16 protein-coding genes are annotated in these 20,120 nt (G+C 59.3%); 4 read left to right on the forward strand and 12 right to left on the reverse strand.

All coding sequences use genetic code 11. The features are described 5' to 3' along the window. Window positions 1-17: 17 nt before the first annotated feature. The 6 genes from C8K61_RS23035 to C8K61_RS23060 are packed head-to-tail and all read right to left on the reverse strand — an operon-like array spanning window position 18 to window position 6,958. Window positions 18-434, reverse strand: a complete 417-nt coding sequence (locus C8K61_RS23035; protein WP_108098643.1) for a type IV pilin protein — start codon at window positions 432-434, stop codon at window positions 18-20. After that, on the reverse strand, window positions 431-4,528 hold the full coding sequence (locus tag C8K61_RS23040; protein WP_108098644.1) for a pilus assembly protein: 4,098 nt from the start codon (window positions 4,526-4,528) through the stop codon (window positions 431-433). The genes C8K61_RS23035 and C8K61_RS23040 overlap by 4 nt, the downstream gene beginning before the upstream one ends. Before the next feature lie 2 nt (window positions 4,529-4,530). Next, window positions 4,531-5,124 carry a PilX N-terminal domain-containing pilus assembly protein gene (locus tag C8K61_RS23045; RefSeq protein ID WP_108098645.1) on the reverse strand — a complete coding sequence of 198 codons (594 nt, stop codon included), beginning with the start codon at window positions 5,122-5,124 and terminating at the stop codon, window positions 4,531-4,533. Then, window positions 5,121-5,921: a PilW family protein gene (locus C8K61_RS23050; protein WP_108098646.1), complete on the reverse strand. Its 801-nt coding sequence runs from the start codon at window positions 5,919-5,921 to the stop codon at window positions 5,121-5,123. The genes C8K61_RS23045 and C8K61_RS23050 overlap by 4 nt, the downstream gene beginning before the upstream one ends. Window positions 5,922-5,930: 9 nt before the next feature. After that, a complete protein-coding gene (gene pilV, locus C8K61_RS23055; protein WP_108098647.1) occupies window positions 5,931-6,455 on the reverse strand; it encodes a type IV pilus modification protein PilV in 525 nt (174 codons plus the stop codon). A gap of 8 nt (window positions 6,456-6,463) precedes the next feature. Further along, entirely contained in the window at window positions 6,464-6,958 is a 495-nt protein-coding gene (locus C8K61_RS23060; RefSeq protein WP_108098648.1) for a GspH/FimT family pseudopilin, read from the reverse strand. Between the two features lie 193 nt (window positions 6,959-7,151). On the opposite strand from C8K61_RS23060, the gene thiO reads away from it, so the two are divergent. After that, window positions 7,152-8,252: a glycine oxidase ThiO gene (gene thiO, locus C8K61_RS23065; RefSeq protein ID WP_256589532.1), complete on the forward strand. Its 1,101-nt coding sequence runs from the start codon at window positions 7,152-7,154 to the stop codon at window positions 8,250-8,252. On the opposite strand, the gene C8K61_RS23070 is transcribed toward thiO, so the two are convergent. The 4 genes from C8K61_RS23070 to C8K61_RS23085 form a co-directional block, all read right to left on the reverse strand. Next, a complete protein-coding gene (locus C8K61_RS23070; RefSeq protein WP_108098650.1) occupies window positions 8,253-9,593 on the reverse strand; it encodes a sigma-54 dependent transcriptional regulator in 1,341 nt (446 codons plus the stop codon). Window positions 9,594-9,595: 2 nt separating this feature from the next. Further along, window positions 9,596-11,188, reverse strand: a complete 1,593-nt coding sequence (locus tag C8K61_RS23075) for a PAS domain-containing sensor histidine kinase (protein WP_218277838.1) — start codon at window positions 11,186-11,188, stop codon at window positions 9,596-9,598. Continuing rightward, window positions 11,178-11,405 carry a PP0621 family protein gene (locus C8K61_RS23080; RefSeq protein ID WP_108098652.1) on the reverse strand — a complete coding sequence of 76 codons (228 nt, stop codon included), beginning with the start codon at window positions 11,403-11,405 and terminating at the stop codon, window positions 11,178-11,180. The genes C8K61_RS23075 and C8K61_RS23080 overlap by 11 nt, the downstream gene beginning before the upstream one ends. A 153-nt stretch (window positions 11,406-11,558) precedes the next feature. Next, window positions 11,559-12,575 (reverse strand): outer membrane protein assembly factor BamD, encoded by a 1,017-nt coding sequence (locus tag C8K61_RS23085; RefSeq protein ID WP_108098653.1) that lies wholly within the window; start codon window positions 12,573-12,575, stop codon window positions 11,559-11,561. Window positions 12,576-12,751: 176 nt separating this feature from the next. On the opposite strand from C8K61_RS23085, the gene rluD reads away from it, so the two are divergent. The 3 genes from rluD to clpB all read left to right on the forward strand — a co-directional run bounded on the left by rluD (window position 12,752) and on the right by clpB (window position 17,258). Further along, window positions 12,752-13,696, forward strand: a complete 945-nt coding sequence (gene rluD, locus C8K61_RS23090) for a 23S rRNA pseudouridine(1911/1915/1917) synthase RluD (RefSeq protein ID WP_108098654.1) — start codon at window positions 12,752-12,754, stop codon at window positions 13,694-13,696. Between the two features lie 4 nt (window positions 13,697-13,700). Next, window positions 13,701-14,426, forward strand: a complete 726-nt coding sequence (pgeF, locus tag C8K61_RS23095) for a peptidoglycan editing factor PgeF (protein ID WP_108098696.1) — start codon at window positions 13,701-13,703, stop codon at window positions 14,424-14,426. Between the two features lie 267 nt (window positions 14,427-14,693). Next, window positions 14,694-17,258 (forward strand): ATP-dependent chaperone ClpB, encoded by a 2,565-nt coding sequence (gene clpB / locus C8K61_RS23100; RefSeq protein WP_108098655.1) that lies wholly within the window; start codon window positions 14,694-14,696, stop codon window positions 17,256-17,258. 77 nt (window positions 17,259-17,335) lie between these two features. On the opposite strand, the gene C8K61_RS23105 is transcribed toward clpB, so the two are convergent. Both C8K61_RS23105 and C8K61_RS23110 read right to left on the reverse strand, forming a co-directional pair. Continuing rightward, window positions 17,336-17,668 carry a PilZ domain-containing protein gene (locus C8K61_RS23105; protein ID WP_108098656.1) on the reverse strand — a complete coding sequence of 111 codons (333 nt, stop codon included), beginning with the start codon at window positions 17,666-17,668 and terminating at the stop codon, window positions 17,336-17,338. Between the two features lie 9 nt (window positions 17,669-17,677). Beyond that, the gene (locus C8K61_RS23110) at window positions 17,678-20,044 is read right to left on the reverse strand and encodes a DUF1631 domain-containing protein (RefSeq protein ID WP_108098657.1); all 2,367 of its coding nucleotides are present in this window, start codon (window positions 20,042-20,044) and stop codon (window positions 17,678-17,680) included. Window positions 20,045-20,120: the final 76 nt, after the last annotated feature.

Below are 20,120 nucleotides of genomic sequence, written 5' to 3' on the forward strand. Positions count from 1 at the left end.
TTGTTTTTAGCTGCTGGTTACTTGAAGCAATCGGCGGCTGGGGTGGTGGTGACGGACGTGCCTTTGGTGCCGGCCTGGTTGATGGTCAGATTGCCGCATTTAGCGTCGGTTCGCGCTGGCGTTACCGTCAAGGTATAGGCGCTGGTTCCAGCCGCCACATTGCTGATTGATAGCGTATACAGCTTGTTCGGCGACTGGTCGCTAGCTAGGCCCAGTTTCGCCGAGGTGTCGGCATAGGCGTTGTTCTGCGCAAAGTAGCGCTCCTGACGAGCCGCCGCATCGTTGAGCAGTGCCTGCCCTTCGGTGCGGTTGCTGCGCATCACGTACTCCTGATAGTTGGGATAGACGATGGCCGCGAGGATGCCGATTACCGTTACCACGAGCATCAACTCGACCAGGGTATAGCCCTGCATAGTGCGTGCGTTCTTGATCATTCCAATGTTTCTCGCTCTGGGATAGCGCGCCAGCTTTGACGCCCGGAAGAGGTTGGGCCAGCACTGTACTTCATGCCGCCGCCCTGGCTAGGCGCAGTATAGATATCGCCGTTGTTGGTGGTGAAGCCACCGGAGCCTGGTTTCTTGTAGCTCGACACCACAGTGCTCACACCATTGCTGCTGTAGCTGTCGTTGTCGTCGATGGTCTTGCTGTTATCCAAGTCGAACACGTTGAACTTGGTGCGGCCGCCGGTATTCGGATCAAGCCCGTACAGCCATGAGTCGACGCCTTCCTTACAAGGGTCAGAGTTCGGGGTGAGGGTGTTGAGCAACAGTGTCTGGCCGCGAGCAGCCATTGAGTTGATCACCATTTCGCCGCTGTAGGTTGGGGTACTGCCAACCACTTTCAGGTCCAGCGCCCAGCCCCATTTATCCACATCGGCATCGGTCGTGCCGGTTGCGTCGGTGCGATACCACTGAACGGTGTTGGCGCTGACGATGCGAATGCCCTCAACACCAACGTTGGCGGTGAAGGGATTAGCGGGCTGTTCCTCAATGGTCTGAGTTTGCAGGTCGGTGCGTACAGGTGGCGATTTGGTCGAAGTGGACTGCCCTTTGGTTTTCCGGTCCCAGATCCCGTAAAGGGTCATGGCGCGCGACGAGTCAACGGTGCCGTCCTCTGTCTCAAAGTACTTACCGGTACCGAAAATCACCAGATAGCCCAATGTGCTCGGATGGCGAACCAGGCTTGGTGCAGCGGTAATGGCCTGAGCGGTTGCGGTGTTGGTCGCCCGCGAGTCAGTAGCCTTGTACAGGGGGCTTCCACCATAAGAGACCGCAAAATGGTTGGGGTCGATATTGCCTAGGAAGCCCGGGCCGCGTTTGAATGGATCAGGTGAGGCGGGCGTAGAGCTGGTGGTGACGAGATCAAAGCGCCACATGTTGCCCTGCAGGTCGCCGCCGTAGGCATAGTCGGCAACACCGTCACTGTTGTTATCGGCCAGGCGCAGGCTGGACAGACCGTTAGCTTTAGTCACATCTCCGGTCACCACAAGTTCGCGTTCCAGCTCGCCGGTAGCGATGTCGAAAATCATCAGCGAGGCGTTGTCGGCGGTAGAGCTGGCTTGGTTGCCATAGCCGTTGCCGGTCACCACGGCCCAGTCGCCGGTGTGCAATCTGGCGATTACCGGCTGTGGGAAGGTGTAACCCAAGTTGCTCAGGCCCGTGTCGGAAAAGCTCTTTTCCCACAGCAGGGTGATGGCATCAGGATCCGTCACATCCAGAGCAAACAACGAACGACCACCGGCCCGCAGGGTGCCGACCAGCACGGTGTGCCAAGCGTTGTCGAAGTAGACATCGCTGACGGTGGGTGTGCCATCGACGAAGTATTGGTGATTGGCACCGGCATAACTTTGTGCAGGCAGTTTGTAGAGGTTTTGAATCACCGCCGAAGGAACAAACGCAAAGCGCTCTTCACCGGTGTTGGCGTCAAAACCATGCAGCATGCCGTCGTTGGCGCCGACATAAACCATCGGACGGCGTGGGGAAGCCAGCTCCATGGAAAGTTTTTCTGCGCGGTTGTCGGCCTTGAACTGGGCGTAGGAGTTATCGCCGCTCACGCCCTCAATGGCATCGGCCAGATAAGGTACGAATTTCGGCGTGGCAACAATGACAGGCGAGGAGTTGATGATGTCGCCCAGAACCGTGCTACGAATTCTGAAGCTACCGGAGGTGCTGCCCTCGGCACTTTGATCGCCGCGAATGTAAGCCAGGCGCGCCGCGCCTTTGGTGTCGGTGGGCGTATTGGTCAGATCGTTATCTTTGTTCAGCAGCGCTTTCTGTGCGTCGCTGAGGTTGTCCCAGGTGAATTCGGCAAGCGAACCCGTGCTGCCGACCATCTGGATGTTGCGGGTGGAGGCCGTTTTGCTGCGCAGAGCGGTTTTCGCGTTCCAGGTTTCAGTACGAGTGCCGTTGGTGTCGATACCGAACTTGGTCAGGTTGCCGCTCCAGTCCTCACTATTCAGTTGGGTTTCGTACACTTCGCGGGTGAGGGTGTCTTCAACCACCGAAGCGGTTACACCGGGTGCGCCCGCCGAAGTCGTGCGGTTACTGATTCGGCTGATGATCTGGTTGAACGCAGACACGACAGTGTCCGGGCTGTCGGCACTGAAGAACTCACCACGGGAGTTGATTGCGGTGTGCCACAAGTCGTAGACGTTGTTGGACTTATTTTCCCCTGCCTCTGGCCATTTAGTACCAGAAACCAAGGCTTCATATCCTGCTCCGCCGTGGGTATCACCGGTCCACGGAATGCCTGCAACAGTCAACGAGGAGCTCAATCCCAGGCCGATTGTATAGGTGGTCAGATGCTGCCAAGTGGCCGGATCGTTTTTCGGGTTCCAATACTGCGCCGCCGCATTACTGGCGTTAGGAGCCAGGATTACAGGTTTTACATCGTCATCAAGAGTGCTCGCATCGGTAGCCCAGTAGTGAAACGCTAGGTCTGCAAGTGTTGTTAATTCCTTCGTCCCGCTCTTCGTCAGATCAAAAAATGGATGTTGGAGAGCGTACGCAGTGCCGTCCGGTAATGTGGATGCCGCCCCATCTGTCTTGAGGCTGTCAGGGAATGCTTCGGGGGTACTGTTCCACATGCCATCCGTCATCATGATTTGATAGTTGGCTCGGCATGAGTATTTGGGGGTTTGTACCGTAGCGCCGACTCCTCCGGTGTTGGTGAGCGGGTTGGGGTTGGCGGCCCAAGCAGGACTGTCGGTGGCGGAAAGCATGCTGCCGGCTCGAATCATTGCCTCGAGCAAGAACGTGGAGGAGGTAAAGGTAACGTTCGGTAGCCAGTTGAAGAAGTTACCAACATGGTTGCTGGTGAACTTTCTCAGGTAGTTAGTGCCGCATAGTGCGTCGGTCGAGTCGAACGTTTTGCAACCACCAAGAGTTTGCCAGGTTACCCGGATGGAGCGAGGTAGTCCTGTAAATGCGATGTTGGCAGCAGTCAGCGTTGTGAGAGCACGGTTGCGGTAGAACGAATACCAACGAGCAAAGTTCGCTCGCTCGTCGGTTCCTGCGGCTGCATCGTCGGAACGGGCAATACCCGAGCTGCTGCTGACAAACACCAAGCGATAGCAGTTGTCGTTGGTAGTGGCAGGCGCAGTACAGCTACTCAGGCTGGTGTCGTATACGTAATAGTAAGCTGGGACTGCTTTTTTCGTTAAGTCAGCGCGAGCAACTGTAGTAGTCGTGCTCGTTGTAACTGTTTTAGTCGAACCAACGGTGTAGTCGTTGCTACTACGAGCGCATGTAAAACCTGAGTAGGCTGTCGTTGTGGTTGTTACGGCTGTAGTCGTGAGGGTCGGTGTCGGAGTGTTAGTTTGGATAACGGTATTCGACGTAGACGAACTTGTCGTCGTCATAGTTGCTGAGCATCCGCCACTGGTTCGCGTTACGCGATATGCAAGCCCGCTAACCGTTAGATCAAAGGTGCCTGTTTTGTTAGAGTTGCCGGGACCCGAAAGGTTGGTAGTCGTGGTAGGGCCTGCAGTAGTCGTTGAGTTTGACACCGCCAGGAAGTCGGCGGTCGGGTTCTCAGCATAGCGTTGGTTGGTGCTATTAAAGCCGTAGTTGGCGTTGGTGACTGTAGGTAAGGAGGATTTAGGGTCATAAGTCCAACTAACCCTGTAGTCATTACTTAGGTTTAAAGAACCTTTGGAAGTATCGATTCCGTTGCTATAGGCAGCAGTAAAACTAGTGGTGTACTGGCTGGCGGCGCGAGCCCCGTCAGCGTTGTATTTCACTGGTAGAAGGTAGGTGACTGCTGGGTTGTAATACATCGGGTTCGATGTAGAAGACTTAGCTCTCCGAGTAGCGCTGTTAGCACTATAACTATCTGGTGTAAACGCCCATCGCATACTGCCGGAGTCATCCAGCGTAAAAATCAAGTTGGGGGCAACACTTTCCGAAAGAATCAACGGCTTCTGCGCCGGATCCAGCAAAGTGGCCTGTGCCTGTTGCACTCCACTCATAAAGAACAATGAGGCCAATAGGCTGGCGGTGGTTTTACCGTAAAAACGAGCCGTTTTCATGGTCAGTTCCCGTTATCAAATAGTTTTGCAGTAGTCGAACGCAGGTAGGTTGCGTTGTTGCTGTTGTCGTTTACCGCTTGGCTATTAACTTCGTAGCGGAAGGTGGCGGTGCCACCGAGCATGCTGCCGTACTCTGGGTTTTCGGCTTCGCCATCTTGGCCGCCTGACGGCGCAGGTTTGGCATACCAGTTGATCGAGGTATTCGGGTTGGTGGTCGTGTCGTTCGCCGGGTGGTAAGGGCGGGATTTGCCCTCGGTACCAAACATCAACTCATAGGTGTATTCGCCATCGGTGAGCGCCAGCAGGCAAGGCGCAGGGCGATCTCCGGAGGCTGCCGCTTCGCAGTCGGTGGTTGGGTCGAGCGGCAATGTGCCGGCAATGATGCTGGTCTCGCCGTCTCTCAAGCCGGTCTCAGCGCTGTTGAACAGTTTCTGCTGTTCGGTGTAGTTACCGGTAATGCGCGATTCCAGGGTTACCTCGCGCGTGCTCGACAGCGCCAACAAGGTAATAACCAGCAACACGATTAAGGCAATAAAAAGCGATGCACCTTTTTGCCCGGCAGGAAGCTTGATGTGATGAGGTGTAAAAGTTTTCATGGCATTCGGTTCCTCAGCATCACAGTGTTCTGGGACACCTGATAGATCTGACCTTTGTCGAGGGTTTTAACGGCAGTGACCTCCGCGTCGGAGGCACCCAGCAGCTCTTTCCAGTTGGCCAGGGCGGCGTCGGCATCGACCGATTCGCGCAACTTGCTGCCGGTGCTGCGCAATAGGGTTGAGTAACGAACCGACAATACTGGTTGGCTGGTACTCGGCGCGGTTTTGATATAGGCGCTGATTACCTGGGGTGAGGTGGCGCTGCCTACGCCAAACTCAAAGCGTAAGTCCATAACGCCACTTATCAATACCGCGTCGTTGGTGCCGCGTGTGCAGACCAGTTCATGGCTGGCATTTACGGAGAGTTTCTCCGTGAAAATTTCGGTCGCCTTGGTATACGGCGTTGTGAAGTCCGAGGCAGTTGCTACTTTGTTGCCGACGCAATCTCGATCATTTTCATCTTTGGGCTGATAGCGAATGCAGATTGAGTTGGCGCTGACGTACTTGACGGTTTGCCCCGCTGCAAATGTGCAACCTGATGCGGTCGCCACTGGGAAGGCAGTTTCAACCGGTTCATCCGGGCGACGGCGATAGCCGGTCTTGCCCAGTTCGTTTTGTAAAAACAACAAGGCAAACCGGGTACCTTCCTGGTTTTCCGAAAGGTTCTGCTGGAAGGCATAGGTCTTTTTGTTGTCGATATAAATCTGCGTGACGCCAAGAATAAGGAAGCAACTGATGGCCATGCCAACCAGCAGTTCAATGAGCGACAAGCCCGTTTGGAGTTGTTTAAGTTTCATATGTTTGTCCTAGAGCTCTGCGCGTATCCGATAACGACAGGTGGTGCTTTCTGCGTCGTCTTCTTGGGTACTGTCCATGCACTCGCCCTTTTTAACCGTCCAGGCAATTTGGATTTCGACTGCTGAACCTGCTCCAGACGTGCAGGTGCCAGGGTTGGTGGTGCGGCACACGTAGAAGTCTTCTGATAAGAGTTCGTCGGTTACGCCAGGCAAAATCGCTTTGACTTTCTTCGCCCAGCAGGCCAATTGCTGCGAGGCGTCTACCGGCGTACTGGTGCAGCCTGCGGCGGGCTCATCCGGGAATTCATCGCCAGGATCTTTATAGAAGCCGGAGGTGGCGGGCAAACCGGTCGGTTGAGCACGCATTGACTCTACCAGGTCGTTGGCGAGCGACGCGGCGGCGTTGCGCTGCACGGAGTCTTGAGTGTTTTGCAGGGTGCGAGTCTGCAAGGCAACCATGCCGAGCACACCGATGCTGACGAGGATCAAGGTGATAAGCGCCTCGATCATGCTGAAACCACGGTTACTTTTCATAGAGCTGCTCATGGCGTGCAAGAAGTGAGGGCGGCACCGGCTTCATCCAGGCCCCGGTTAGCGACACGGATGTTGCCGCTGTTGCGAACTTTGATTTTGTAACCCTCAGTCGGGACGTCGCCGCGGCACAGAATGATGCTGGGGTTATTGCTGGTGGTGCCGTTAGGCGCGAACACCATGGGCGTAGCGCTGCCGCTGGTAGCTACCACCACATCAGATGCTGGCGTAAGGGTGCGCAGTTCTGTAGTCGTACAGTCCGCGCCCTTTTTCACCGACCAGGTGGTGTCGCTCCGGCAAACGGTATAGGTGGTGTTATTCGTCACCGCCGTGGCTCGGGCGAACTGCAGCAAACTGGCCAGTTCGTTGCTCGTGCTCTGCACTTTGGCGTTATTGATGAAGTTGATAAAACTGGGGATCGCCATGGACGAAAAAATAGCGAGAAGGACGACGACGACCATCATCTCGATCATGGTGAAACCCCTGGATCCTTTTCTAACGCGCATAACTGGCTCCTATACCGAGGGTATAGATTCCCACGCGATTGTAGGATTTGTCGTACATACCAAGATGAGTGGAAATTTGTAGGCGATGATTGGTTAATCGCTTGGAAACTGCCTACAAAACTGTGCGCCAGTTGACGTATTCTTCGCCGCTGTTTTTCCACTTCGATACCGCTGCGTGCGCTAAGGGGATGCTTTGACTGATGTGGTAGTGGTGGGCGCAGGCGCTATCGGCATGCTGACTGGCTTGATGCTGGCGCAGCAGGGGCTATCGGTAACCTTGCTCGATAAAGCTCAGGTTGGCGGCGAGTCCTCCTGGGCTGGCGGCGGTATCGTTTCGCCGCTCTATCCCTGGCGTTATAGCTCCGCCGTTACGGCGTTGGCGCATTGGTCGCAGGATTTCTACCCGGGGTTGGGTGAGCGGTTGCTGGCGTTGACCGGGTTGGATCCCGAAGTGTTTGTAACCGGGCTGTATTGGCTGGATCTGGATGATGAGGCTGAGGCATTGGCCTGGGCGAGTCAGCAGGGTCGGCCATTGGCGTCGGTCTCGATGAGCGCGGTGTATGACGCTGTTCCTGTGCTGGGCTCGGGTTATGAACATGCCGTGCATATGAGTGGTGTGGCCAATGTGCGCAACCCGCGTCTGGTCAAAGCGTTGCGCGCTGCGCTGGTACAAATGCCCAACGTGACAGTGCATGAGCAAGCGGCGGTCAGTGGGTTCGTCCGTGATGGTGAGCGGGTGGTCGGCGTGCAGACGGCGCAGGGCGAAGTTCGCGCTGAGCGGGTGGTGCTGACTGCTGGCGCCTGGAGCGGGGAGTTGCTGGCGACGCTGGGCCTTGAACTGCCGGTTGAGCCGGTAAAAGGCCAGATGATTCTGTTCAAGTGCGCGGCGGACTTTCTGCCGAGCATGGTTCTGGCCAAGGGCCGTTACGCGATTCCGCGCAAGGACGGCCATATCCTGGTGGGCAGCACGCTTGAGCATTGCGGCTTCGATAAGACGCCAACTGACGAGGCACTCGCCAGTCTCAAAGCTTCCGCTATCGAGTTGCTACCCGCGTTGGCCGATGCCGAGGTGGTTGGGCACTGGGCCGGGTTGCGGCCGGGCTCGCCGGATGGTGTGCCTTTTATCGGGCCGGTGCCGGGGCACGAGGGGTTGTGGTTGAACTGCGGTCACTACCGCAATGGGCTGGTGTTGGCGCCGGCGTCCTGCCAGTTGCTGGGCAATCTGATGCTTGGCCAGGCGCCCATCATCGACCCCGCGCCTTACGCGCCGCAGGGTCGATTGGGTTCGCGCTGATCAGTCGATACCGAGCTTTTTCAGGCGGTAGCGCAGGGACCGGAAAGTCAGGCCCAGGCGCTGGGCCGCAGCGGTGCGGTTCCAGCGGGTTTCTTCCAGGGCTTGCATGATCAGATTGCGCTCGATGTTTTCCAGGTAGTCCTCGAGGTTGTCGATCTGCGCCAGGCTGGCTTCGCCGTTTTCGCCTGGGGTGCCGGCGTCGGCCAGGCGCAGGTCGCTGGCTTGGATGCGGTCGTCTTCGCACAGGGTGTAGGCGCGCTCAAGCATGTTTTCCAGTTCGCGCACGTTGCCGGGGAAGCGGTAGTTCTTGAGCTTTTCCAGGGCATCCGGGTCGAGGCTGGCGGCGGCCAGGCCGGTGCCTTCGGCCAGGCGCTTGAGCATCACGTCGCTGAGTTGGGCGATGTCTTCGCGGCGCTCGCGCAGTGCCGGCACACGCAGTTCGATCACGTTCAGGCGGTAATAGAGGTCCTGGCGGAAGCGTCCGGCGGCGACTTCAGCGGCCAGGTCTTTGTGGGTGGCGCTGAGGATGCGCACGTCCACCACCACTTCCTGTTGGCCTCCCACGGTGCGTACGGCTTTTTCCTGGATCGCCCGCAGCAGTTTCACCTGCATGGCCAGCGGCAGGTCGGCCACTTCATCGAGAAACAGGGTGCCGCCATTGGCGGCCTGGAACAGGCCCTGTTTGTCTTCGATGGCACCGGTGAAGCTGCCTTTTTTATGGCCGAAGAATTCGCTTTCCATCAGCTCGGACGGAATCGCGCCGCAGTTAACCGGCACGAACGGCAGGTCGGTGCGCGGGCCTTGTTCGTGGATCAGCCGCGCCACCAGCTCTTTACCGCTGCCTGACTCGCCGCTGATGTACACCGGCGCCTGGCTGCGGGCAAGTTTGAAGATCTGTTTACGCAGTGCGCGCATGGGCGGGGAATCGCCGAGCAGGCGGTTGTCTACCGTGACTTCTTCGCCATCGGTGCTGCGAATACGCAGAGCGGTGGCCACCAGTTCACGCAGGCGGCCGAGGTCGACCGGTTTGGTGAGGAAGTCGAAGGCGCCGGCTTTCAAGGCGTTGATGGCGGTGTCGAGGCTGCCGTAGGCGGTGATCATCGCCACGGGCACCTGGGGGTGGCGCTGCAGAATGTGCTGCACCAGTTCCAGGCCGGTGCCGTCGGGCAGGCGCATGTCGGTCAGGCACAGGTCGAAGGGCTCGCGCGCCAGCCACTCGCGGGCCTCTTTGACGTTGCGCGCGCTGCGGGTGTCCAGTTTCATGCGGCCGAGGGTGATTTCCAGGAGTTCGCGGATATCGGGCTCGTCGTCGACGATCAGGGCTTTTTGCCGGGCGGTCATGGTCAGCTCAGTTTGCGCGGGTGGGCGAAGGTAATACGGAAGCAGCCACCGCCGACATCACGGGTTTTGTAGTCCAGACGGGCCTGGTTGCTTTCGCAGAGTTCGCGGGAAATGTACAGGCCGAGGCCCGTGCCTTTGTTTTCGGTAGTGTAGAAGGGCTCGAAAATATTCTGCAGGTGCTCGGCCGGAACCCCGGCACCGTTGTCCAGCACCTCAAGCACCGGCAGGTCGCTGTCGGCGTCGCGGAACAGCTTCAGCCACACCTGGCCCTGCTTGTGTTGCAGAGCGCTGTGGCGCAGGCCGTTTTCCACCAGATTGGTCAGCACCTGGGTCAGCTGGTTGGGGTCCATGCGGGTCTGGATGGTGCTGCCGGTGGTGTCCAGGTGCAGCAACTGGTTGTCGCTGGTGGTGGTGCGAAATTCGCTGGCGAAGCGGTGAATCCAGTACTTGAGGTCGAGCAGTTGTGGCTCGGCCTGACGCCGGCGGGACAGCTGCAGGACGTTCTCGATCACCAGATTCATCCGTCGCGAATGGTCCTGAATGATCTGCGCCAGGCGCAAGTCGGGGCCCTCGAGGTCTTCCGATTCCTGCAGCAATTGCGCGGCATGGCTGATGGCGCCAAGCGGGTTGCGGATTTCATGGGCGATGCCGGCGGTCAGGCGGCCCAGCGAGGCGAGCTTGAGCTGCTGCGCCTGTTGTGCGATCTGCGAGATGTCGTCGAGAAACACCAGGGTGTCTTGCTGTTCGCCGCGTTGCAGGGTGACGAAGCTTGGTTGTAGCACCGGGCCGTCGGCAATGGCCTGCATGCTCAAAGGGCGCAGGGTCGGGTTGCGTTGCCAGTGCTGCAGGCGTTTGACCAATTCCGGGCTGTGCGGGTCGAGAATCTTCCCGGCCAGTTCTTCGCGGCCCAGCAGGCTGAGGGCGCCCTGGTTCGCCAGCAGTACGCGGTTCTGGCCGTCGAGCACCAGGATGCCAGTGCGCATGCGCTGCAGAATCAGGGCGTTGAGAGCTTCCAGGTTGGCGACGTCGGCGGCGCGTTTTTCTGCCAGGGTTTCGCTGACTTGCAGGCGCCGGGTCACGCCCTGAACGAACAGCGCGGCGGTGAAGCACAGCGCGCCAAGGGCTCCGGCCTGTACGTACTGACCGGAAGCGGCAGGGTGGTCCAGGCTCAGGTAGAAGGTCAGATAAATCAGGCCGATGGCGGCGACCGCAGCAATCAGCAGGCCGATGCGCCCGCGCAGCAAGATATTGGCAATCGCCACGGCGACGATCAGCAGGTTGCCGATGCCGCTCGGCGTACCGCCGGCGGCGTAGAACAGGCCAGAGAGCAGGATCACATCGACCATGCTCAGGCTGAAAACCTGCGCCAGGTGTTGCGGTCGGCGCACCACCAGGGTGATCACGGCGTTGAGGATCAGGTACAGCCAACTGCCGTATTTGAACAGGCTATCGTTGGCCAGCTCCAGTAGCTGACTGTCCAGATCGCTGGAAATCAGCACCACCAGCATCACGCCAATGGCCAGGCGGTAGAGGTGGTAGATCTTGAGAATGCGCTGCCCTTGCAGGCTGCTCAGGGTAAGGGCTTCACCGGTCACTGCGGGTGGCACCCTGCTCAAGGTGGGCCTGGCTGCAAAACCACTCTGGGCCTTGGCTGAGGGCATTGGTGCGCGGGGTGTGCACGCCGCAGTGGGCGCAACGCACCATCGGTGCGGCTTCCTCGATGCCGGGTTTGGCCTGGGCTGGGCGGGTAGCGCGGCGCCACAGCCAGTACACGGCACAGATCAAAGCGATCCAAATCAACAGGCGTCCCATAATTGGCTCTTCTTTTCGTAAGGCTGGCAGTTTAGCCAAGCTGGTGCCTCCAGCACAGCCGGGAAATGGCAAGCTGTGCGTTGGGTCCTCAGGCGCTGTTCGCGGGCAATAAAAAAGGAGGCCGAAGCCTCCTTTCTATGAACTGCCACGTACTCAGTCGAATACGCCAAAGGTCATGTAGCTGAACCACGAGCGGTCATCGCTGTTGCCTTCCGCTTCGTGTTCTTCTTCGGCATCGCTGCTTTGGTCAGCTGGCAGCAGCTCTTCCGGAATCTCTTGCTCAGCGTCCTGGTACTGCTTGATCACGTCCTGGCTGGCGCGGGTTTCGCCCGGTGGCAGCGGCGCGTCGCTTTCGATCAGGCCCAGGGTGGCCTTGCTCAGCCAGCTGCGGTTGTCGGCTTCGTCTTCCTGCGGCACGAATTTGCCGTCCACCAGGCTTGGGTGGTCAGGGTAGTTGAGCTTCAGGGTTTGCAGGCTGGTGTCAGCCAGGTCGTTCAGGGCCAGGCGTTGGTAGGCCTCGGTCATGATCGCCAGGCCATCGCCGACGGCCGGGGTTTCCTGGAAGTTTTCCACCACGTAGCGACCGCGGTTGGCGGCGGCTACATACGCTTGGCGTTTGAGGTAGTAGTGACCAACGTGTACTTCGTAGGCCGCCAGCAGGTTGCGCAGGTAAATCATGCGCTGCTTGGCATCCGGGGAGTAGCGGCTATTGGGGAAGCGGCTGGTGAGCTGGGCGAACTCGTTGAACGAGTCGCGGGCGGCACCCGGGTCACGCTTGGTCATATCCAGTGGCAGGAAGCGCGCCAGCAGACCGACGTCCTGGTCGAACGAGGCCAGACCTTTGAGGTAGTAGGCGTAGTCGACGTTGGCGTGTTGCGGGTGCAGGCGGATAAAACGTTCGGCGGCAGACTTGGCAGCTTCCGGTTCGGCGTTTTTGTAGTTGGCGTAGATCAGCTCCAACTGCGCCTGTTCGGCATAGCGGCCAAACGGATAGCGGGACTCCAGGGCCTTCAGCTTGGTAACGGCACTGGTGTAGCTTTTATTGTCCAGATCGGTCTGTGCCTGCTGGTACAGCTCGGACTCACTCAGATTTTCGTCTACAACTTCATTAGAAGAACAAGCAACGTTGAGAGCGAGGATGGCGATCAGCAGCAGGTGTTTCACTTGCATGGCGGCTTGCGTCCCTGTGACGGCTGGCTGTCTTGAGCAGAGCCGTCCTGTTATGATGAGCGCCCCGGTTACCCCGGGACAAAGACGCCGTATTTAACCACAAGCACGTAGCCGAAACCAAAGCCTACGCCGCGCCGTTTCCGAGCATTCCTCCAATTAATAAGTTAGCCATCCAGATGCGCGCCGAGGTTCCGTCCGAAATGGGCGGCCAGCGCCTCGACCAAGTCGCCGCCCAACTCTTCAGTGAACACTCGCGTTCGCGCCTTACCGCCTGGATCAAAGAGGGCCTTTTGACGGTGGACGGCGAGGTGGTGCGTCCCCGCGATATCGTCCATGGCGGCAGCGTGCTGGAGCTCGATGCCGAGCAGGAAGCCCAGGGCGAATGGGTGGCCGAAGACATCGAACTGGATATTGTCTATGAAGACGACGACATCCTGGTGATCAACAAACCTGCGGGTCTGGTGGTCCACCCAGCGGTCGGCCATCAGAGCGGTACCTTGCTCAATGCCTTGCTGCACCATGTGCCGGACATCATCAATGTGCCGCGCGCGGGCATCGTTCACCGCCTGGACAAAGACACCACCGGTCTGATGGTGGTGGCGAAGAATATTCAGGCGCAGACGCAACTGGTCGATCAACTGCAAAAGCGTTCGGTCAGCCGTATTTATGAATGCATTGTGATTGGCGTTATCACCGCCGGTGGCAAGATCGACGCGCCGATTGGCCGCCACGGTCAGCAGCGGCAACGGATGGCAGTAATGGAAGGTGGCAAACAAGCCATCAGCCATTACCGCGTGCTGGAGCGCTTCCGCTCGCACACCCATACACGGGTCAAGCTGGAAACCGGCCGCACCCACCAGATTCGCGTCCACATGGCGCACATCAACTTCCCGTTGGTGGGCGACCCGGCTTACGGCGGTCGCTTCCGCATTCCGCCGGCTGCCAATCCGACCATGTTGCAGGCGCTGAAAGAGTTTCCGCGTCAGGCCCTGCACGCGCGTTTCCTCGAGTTGACCCATCCGGTCACTGGCCAGCGCATGAAGTGGGAATCGCCGTTGCCGGACGATTTCACCTGGCTGCTGTCGCTGCTGCGTCAGGACCGCGAAGCTTTTGTCGGCTGATGACCTGCACGCCTGGCTGACGCCAGACTGGCCCGCCCCGGCGCGGGTCAAGGCCTGCGTGACCACCCGTGCCGGTGGTGTCAGCCAAGCCCCTTTCGATAGCTTCAACCTCGGTGACCATGTCGGCGACGACCCGCAAGCGGTCGCCGCCAATCGCCATTCGCTGATCTCTCGCTTGAACTGCCAACCGGCCTGGTTGCAGCAAGTTCATGGCATAGCCGTGGCCGCTGCCGAGCCACGCGTGGTCGCCGAAGCTGACGCCAGCTGGACCGCAACCGCCGGTATCGCCTGCACGGTGATGACCGCCGATTGCCTGCCCGCGTTGTTTTGCGACCGCGCCGGAACCCGTGTGGCGGCGGCGCATGCGGGCTGGCGTGGGCTGGTCAATGGCGTGCTGGAAAGCACCCTGGATGCCATGGCGGTCCCGGCCGAGGATGTGCTGGTCTGGCTCGGGCCGGCCATCGGCCCGCAAGCGTTCGAGGTCGGGCCGGAAGTACGCGAGGCCTTTATGGCGGTACAACCTGAGGCCGCTCAGGCCTTTGTTCCGAGTGCCAATCAGGGTAAGTACCTGGCCGATATCTACCAGCTTGCGCGTCTGCGCCTGGCGGCTCGTGGGGTAACGGCGGTGTATGGCGGTGGTTTGTGTACCGTCACCGACCCGCGTTTTTTCTCCTATCGCCGCGCCGCCCGCACCGGGCGTTTCGCCTCTCTGGTGTGGCTCGCGCCCTGAAAGGACGAAGTCAAAGGCATCGCGGCTGAAGCCGCTCCTACGAAGAGGCAAGGAATCCCGGTCCCGTAGGAGCGGCTTTAGCCGCGATGCTTTTCCCGCCGCCAACTACAGTGAACTAACGCGCCGGGTATCGGGCCGTTTGACATTGATCAGCACCCGCACACCTTGAATCCCGAACAATCGGCCTCACTTACTTGAGCATCTCGGCAGACATTTTTCATTAGGTGCGTTCATTGCGCCGGCTGCCCTCTAAAGGAAGGTAAACCTATGCGTATCGATCGTTTAACCAGCAAATTGCAATTGGCGTTATCCGACGCCCAATCCCTGGCCGTGGGCATGGACCACGCGGCCATCGAGCCCCTTCACCTGATGCAGGCCCTGCTCGAGCAGCAGGGCGGCTCGATCAAGTCGCTGCTGATGCAGACCGGTTTCGACGTCAACAGCCTGCGTCAGGCGCTGACCAAAGAGCTCGACCAACTGGGCAAGATCCAGAACCCCACGGGGGATGTGAACCTCTCCCAGGACCTGGCGCGCCTGCTCAACCAGGCTGATCGCCTGTCGCAGCAAAAGGGCGACCAATTTATTTCCAGCGAGCTGGTGCTGCTGGCGGCGCTGGATGACACCACCAAGTTGGGCAAATTGTTGCTCGGCCAGGGCGTCAGCAAAAAGGCCCTGGAAAACGCGGTGAACAACCTGCGTGGCGGCGATGCGGTCAACGACCCGAATGTCGAAGAGTCGCGCCAGGCCCTGGACAAATACACCGTCGACCTGACCAAGCGCGCCGAAGAAGGCAAGCTTGATCCGGTGATCGGCCGTGATGACGAAATTCGCCGCACCATTCAGGTTCTGCAACGCCGGACCAAAAACAACCCGGTGCTGATCGGTGAGCCCGGCGTAGGTAAAACCGCCATCGCCGAAGGCCTGGCTCAGCGCATCGTCAACGGCGAAGTGCCGGATGGCTTGAAGGACAAACGTCTGCTGTCGCTGGACATGGGCGCGCTGATCGCCGGGGCCAAGTTCCGCGGCGAGTTCGAGGAGCGCCTGAAAGCGGTGCTTAACGAACTGTCCAAGCAGGAAGGCCGGATCATCCTGTTTATCGACGAACTGCACACCATGGTCGGCGCCGGTAAAGCCGAGGGCGCGATGGACGCGGGCAATATGCTCAAGCCGTCCCTGGCCCGTGGCGAGCTGCACTGCGTGGGTGCCACCACACTGAATGAGTACCGCCAATTCATCGAAAAGGATGCGGCGCTGGAGCGGCGTTTCCAGAAAGTGTTGGTGGAAGAGCCCAGCGAAGAAGACACCATCGCCATTCTGCGTGGCCTCAAAGAGCGTTATGAAGTTCACCACAAGGTGGCGATCACCGACGGCGCGATCATTGCCGCGGTCAAGCTTAGCCACCGCTACATCACCGACCGTCAACTGCCGGACAAGGCCATCGATTTGATGGATGAGGCCGCCAGCCGCATCCGCATGGAAATCGACTCCAAGCCGGAAGTGCTCGATCGTCTCGAGCGCCGCTTGATTCAGCTGAAGGTCGAGCGCGAGGCGCTGAAAAAGGAAAGTGATGATGCTGCACTGAAGCGGTTGGACAAACTGCAGGAAGACATCGCCAAGTACGAGCGCGAATACGCCGACCTGGAGGAAATCTGGAAGTCGGAGAAGGCCGAAGTTCAAGGCTCGGCGCAAATCCAACAGAAAATCGAGCAGGCTCGCCAGGAGCTGGAAGCAGCGCGCCGCCGCAGCGATCTGGAACAGATGGCCAAGCTGCAATACAGCATCATCCCGGATCTGGAACGTAGCCTGCAGATGGTCGATCAGCATGGCAAAACGGAAAACCAGCTGTTGCGTAGCCGGGTGACTGAGGAAGAAATCGCTGAAGTGGTGTCGAAGTGGACCGGCATTCCTGTGTCGAAAATGCTCGAAGGCGAGCGAGAAAAACTGCTGAACATGGAAGGCCTGTTGCACCAGCGTGTGATTGGCCAGAACGAGGCGGTTACCGCCGTGGCAAGCGCCGTGCGGCGCTCCCGTGCTGGCTTGTCCGACCCGGATCGCCCGAGCGGTTCGTTCCTGTTCCTGGGCCCGACCGGCGTGGGTAAAACCGAGCTGTGCAAAGCCTTGGCCGAGTTCCTCTTTGATACCGAAGAAGCGCTGGTGCGCATCGACATGTCGGAGTTCATGGAGAAACATTCGGTGGCCCGTTTGATCGGCGCGCCGCCAGGCTATGTCGGCTACGAAGAGGGTGGTTACCTCACTGAAGCGGTACGCCGTAAGCCGTATTCGGTGGTGCTGCTGGACGAAGTCGAGAAGGCCCACCCGGATGTGTTCAACGTGTTGCTGCAGGTGTTGGAAGACGGTCGTCTGACCGACAGCCATGGTCGTACCGTGGACTTCCGCAATACGGTGATCGTGATGACCTCGAACCTCGGTTCAGCGCAGATTCAGGAATTGGTCGGTGACCAGGAAGCCCAGCGCGCGGCGGTGATGGATGCGGTGAGCAACCACTTCCGGCCGGAGTTCATCAACCGGATCGACGAAGTGGTGATCTTCGAACCGCTGGCCCGTGATCAGATTGCCGGGATTGCGCGGATTCAGCTGGCGCGCCTGGATAAACGTCTGGCCGAGCGGGAGCTGAGTCTGGAGTTGAGCGACGAGGCGCTGGATAAGCTGATCGCTGTTGGTTACGACCCGGTGTACGGCGCACGTCCGTTAAAACGAGCGGTGCAGCGCTGGATCGAAAACCCGTTGGCGCAGCTGATTCTGGGCGGCAAGTTCATGCCCGGTGCGACTGTCACTGGCGTGGTCGATGGAGACGAGATCGTTTTCGAATAATCCGTTCGCCAAGGCAACAAAAAGCCCCGCAGATGCGGGGCTTTTTGTTGGGGAACATTTTCGTAGGGGCGCGAGCCCTACAGGCGTTTAAGCAAACCTTCGAGCAGCACGGCCTGGTCTTCCGCCAGATCAATGATGTGAAACCCCGACCAGCAATGCTGGCCGTCGGCACCGGGCCGGCTCCACAGGCAGTCGGCACCCAGGCGCACTTCGGTCAGGCCTTCCACCGGCGGGTAAGACACCAGCCGGCATTCCAGCAGCGCATCGGCTTCCTGCGGGCAGTCGCCGAAGATCATGAAGCCTTCTACGGACAGGTCAACCACGCGACCCAGGTGGCGCTCGGTATGCAGGTCGTAAACTTCCAGATGCAGCTCTGCGGCGTGTCGACTGTGTTGGCGACGATCGTCCATTACGGCTCCTTAACTGTGGTCGGCGCGACCGGTGAAGCGTTGCAACACCCGGTAGATAGCGGTCAGGGCGCGGTCCACCAGAGGGGCCCCGCGTTCCGTTTGGAGGATGCGAACCAAACCTTGTTCCATCTCGTTGGCTAAAATTGTCAGCGGTTTGATCGCCACACGCTGACCGCTGTGGTCAACGAACATGTAGTTGTGGGTGGTGGGGCTGAACCATGACAGCTTCAGGTTGCGCACCTGTGCACCGTCGACAAATTCAAACCAGGTACCAAACTCGATCCGTCCCAACTCCTTGGCAATCAGCTGCGCCTTGTAAGACAAGCCAGACGCTTGCGGCGCTGAACTCACCAAGTCGGCATCTTCGCCGAGCATGGCGCCCAGGGGGCTTTCCGGCAGCACCGGGTTGAGCTTGGCGGCCACTTGCGGTTGTTTGGCTTGCACGGCGTGCTGACAGGCGACGATGTCTTGCAGCAGGCGGCGGATACCGTCTTCGTGATAGCCGCCGAGAATTTCCAGGCCTTTGCGCAGGTCTTCCAGCAGTTGCACGCGAATGCTCTGCAAGCGTTCCTGGCCAGTGGCGTTCAGCGGTGTGCTACTCCAGGCCAATTGCTCGGCCACTTCGCTGTAGCGCAGCCATTCGTCACTGCGTTCACCGTGGCGCAGCAGCACGAACACCAGGGCATCGGTCCAGGTCAGTTCAAGGAAGTTGCGAATCAGCGGCGGCGGCTGGCGGTTGGCCAGGGCGCGGGCAATGATGTCCACCGCTTGTTGGCGGGCACCGAGCAGCTTGTCGCGGCCTTTAGCCGCTTCGACGGCGCGGCGTTCACGCAGGGCCACCTTGTGTTGCAGGTTGGTGGTGAACTCGTTGAACTCTTCCAGCAGGCTGTCGAACAGCTTGAGGTCGCCGTCGAAACCCTGGATGACGCGCTCCACCACCCAGTGAATTTTCGCCAGCAGGCCGCGGTCGTCTTCTTCGCCGCCGTACAGCACACCGGCCTGGGCCATGGCATTGAGCAGGCGACGAGCCGGGTGGTGGTGCTGGGTGAACAGCGCCTTGTCCAGCAACGCCACTTTCAGGTACGGCGTGTGCAGGTGGGAGAGGGCGGTTTTGCAATTGTCTGGCAGGTTTTCATCATCAAGGATGAAGTCGAACAGCATGCCCACGAGGTCGATGACATCGGCTTCCTGGTCCGACAGCTTTTGCTGGCCGGGCAGGCTGCTATGGGTTTCCAGTTGCTGTTGCAGGTCGACCTTGAAGTCTTCCACGTGTTGCGGGCGTTGCAGGCGCTGGGAAAAATCCAGCGCCGATTGCTGCTGCAAACGGTTCAGCGCTTCGAGCAGGTCGCTGGCTGCGTAGGTGCGCGTGGCGCCCTGCGGCGCGAAGCTGGCGATACTGCGAGTGCCGCCGAGCAGCGGTGCATCGACATTGTAGTGGCGCCGTTCGCCAAGCAAGGCCGCCAGGCTGCTGAATAGCGCAACAGGGTCGGTGGGCTCGGGGCCGGAGGCGTCAAACGGCACACGCGGTGTTTCGGCGTTGGGTGCTGCCGGGGTGTTTCCCGTTGCTGGCGCGCTGGCCGGTTGCGGCGTTGCGGCGCGCGGTGCTTCTGCGGCTGGCTCGGCGGGTGCCGTTTCTCGTGGCGTGGTTGGTGCGCGGCGGGCATCGGGTGTGCGTTGTGGCGCGTATTTCAAATTCGGCAGTACGCCGGCATCGATCAGGCGCTGGTTCATCGCTTCATACAGGCGGTCGAGGCTCTGCATGACGTGGCGATCGAACAGCATATAAAGGATGGTTTTGATCTGAGGGGGAAACGGCGTGGGTGCCAGCGCTTCGCGGAAGGCCTGGGCGATGGCACGCGGGCCGAACGGATTGCTGTCCTCGCCCAGCTTTTGACCATTGTTCAACACCGCCAGGCGTTGCTCTAGGGCAAACAGCGGTTCGGCGCAGCGGGCCTTGACCCGGCTGACCATATTGGTGACCTGCAGGCTCTCTTCGTAATCTTCGTTCTGAATCAACGACAGGTCTTCGGCGCGCAGGCCGTCAGCACTCTTCTCGGGTTCGAGGGTGCCTTCAAGAAAGTTGGAAAAATTCTGCGCCACACGCTGGTGGTAGCTGCGTTCGATCTGCGGACGCTGTCGACGAATTTCGCGCATGTTGTCGAAGAACAACGATTGCACTTTGTTGTTCTCGGCTTTCTCCGCGCATTCGAACAACGTGTCATCAACCTGGCCGAAAACCCCGGTGAGGTGTTCGGCCAAACGATTCATCGCGAGCTTGCGGCAACCCTGCACCAGTTCACCAAAGCGCGGCTGAATACCGCGACTGGCAAGCGTCTGGTTAGTTCGAGGTAGTGGGGGTATGTCCTGCGTGCTCATGGACTGTCCTGTTCAAGCCGGCCGGCTTATGCATCCTGCAGCGATCATATCTCAGGCAAACACAGAGTGGCGATCA

This window comes from Pseudomonas sp. GV071 (genome assembly GCF_003050835.1).
Taxonomy (GTDB): Bacteria; Pseudomonadota; Gammaproteobacteria; order Pseudomonadales; family Pseudomonadaceae; genus Aquipseudomonas.

Coding starts and splice junctions, on each gene's coding strand:
- C8K61_RS23035 (WP_108098643.1), bottom strand. CDS start 434: ATGATCAAGAACGCACGCACTATGCAGGGCTATACCCTGGTCGAGTTG.
- C8K61_RS23040 (WP_108098644.1), bottom strand. CDS start 4,528: ATGAAAACGGCTCGTTTTTACGGTAAAACCACCGCCAGCCTATTGGCC.
- C8K61_RS23045 (WP_108098645.1), bottom strand. CDS start 5,124: ATGAAAACTTTTACACCTCATCACATCAAGCTTCCTGCCGGGCAAAAA.
- C8K61_RS23050 (WP_108098646.1), bottom strand. CDS start 5,921: ATGAAACTTAAACAACTCCAAACGGGCTTGTCGCTCATTGAACTGCTG.
- pilV (WP_108098647.1), bottom strand. CDS start 6,455: ATGAAAAGTAACCGTGGTTTCAGCATGATCGAGGCGCTTATCACCTTG.
- C8K61_RS23060 (WP_108098648.1), bottom strand. CDS start 6,958: ATGCGCGTTAGAAAAGGATCCAGGGGTTTCACCATGATCGAGATGATG.
- C8K61_RS23070 (WP_108098650.1), bottom strand. CDS start 9,593: ATGACCGCCCGGCAAAAAGCCCTGATCGTCGACGACGAGCCCGATATC.
- C8K61_RS23080 (WP_108098652.1), bottom strand. CDS start 11,405: ATGGGACGCCTGTTGATTTGGATCGCTTTGATCTGTGCCGTGTACTGG.
- C8K61_RS23085 (WP_108098653.1), bottom strand. CDS start 12,575: ATGCAAGTGAAACACCTGCTGCTGATCGCCATCCTCGCTCTCAACGTT.
- rluD (WP_108098654.1), top strand. CDS start 12,752: ATGCGCGCCGAGGTTCCGTCCGAAATGGGCGGCCAGCGCCTCGACCAA.
- clpB (WP_108098655.1), top strand. CDS start 14,694: ATGCGTATCGATCGTTTAACCAGCAAATTGCAATTGGCGTTATCCGAC.
- C8K61_RS23105 (WP_108098656.1), bottom strand. CDS start 17,668: ATGGACGATCGTCGCCAACACAGTCGACACGCCGCAGAGCTGCATCTG.
- C8K61_RS23110 (WP_108098657.1), bottom strand. CDS start 20,044: ATGAGCACGCAGGACATACCCCCACTACCTCGAACTAACCAGACGCTT.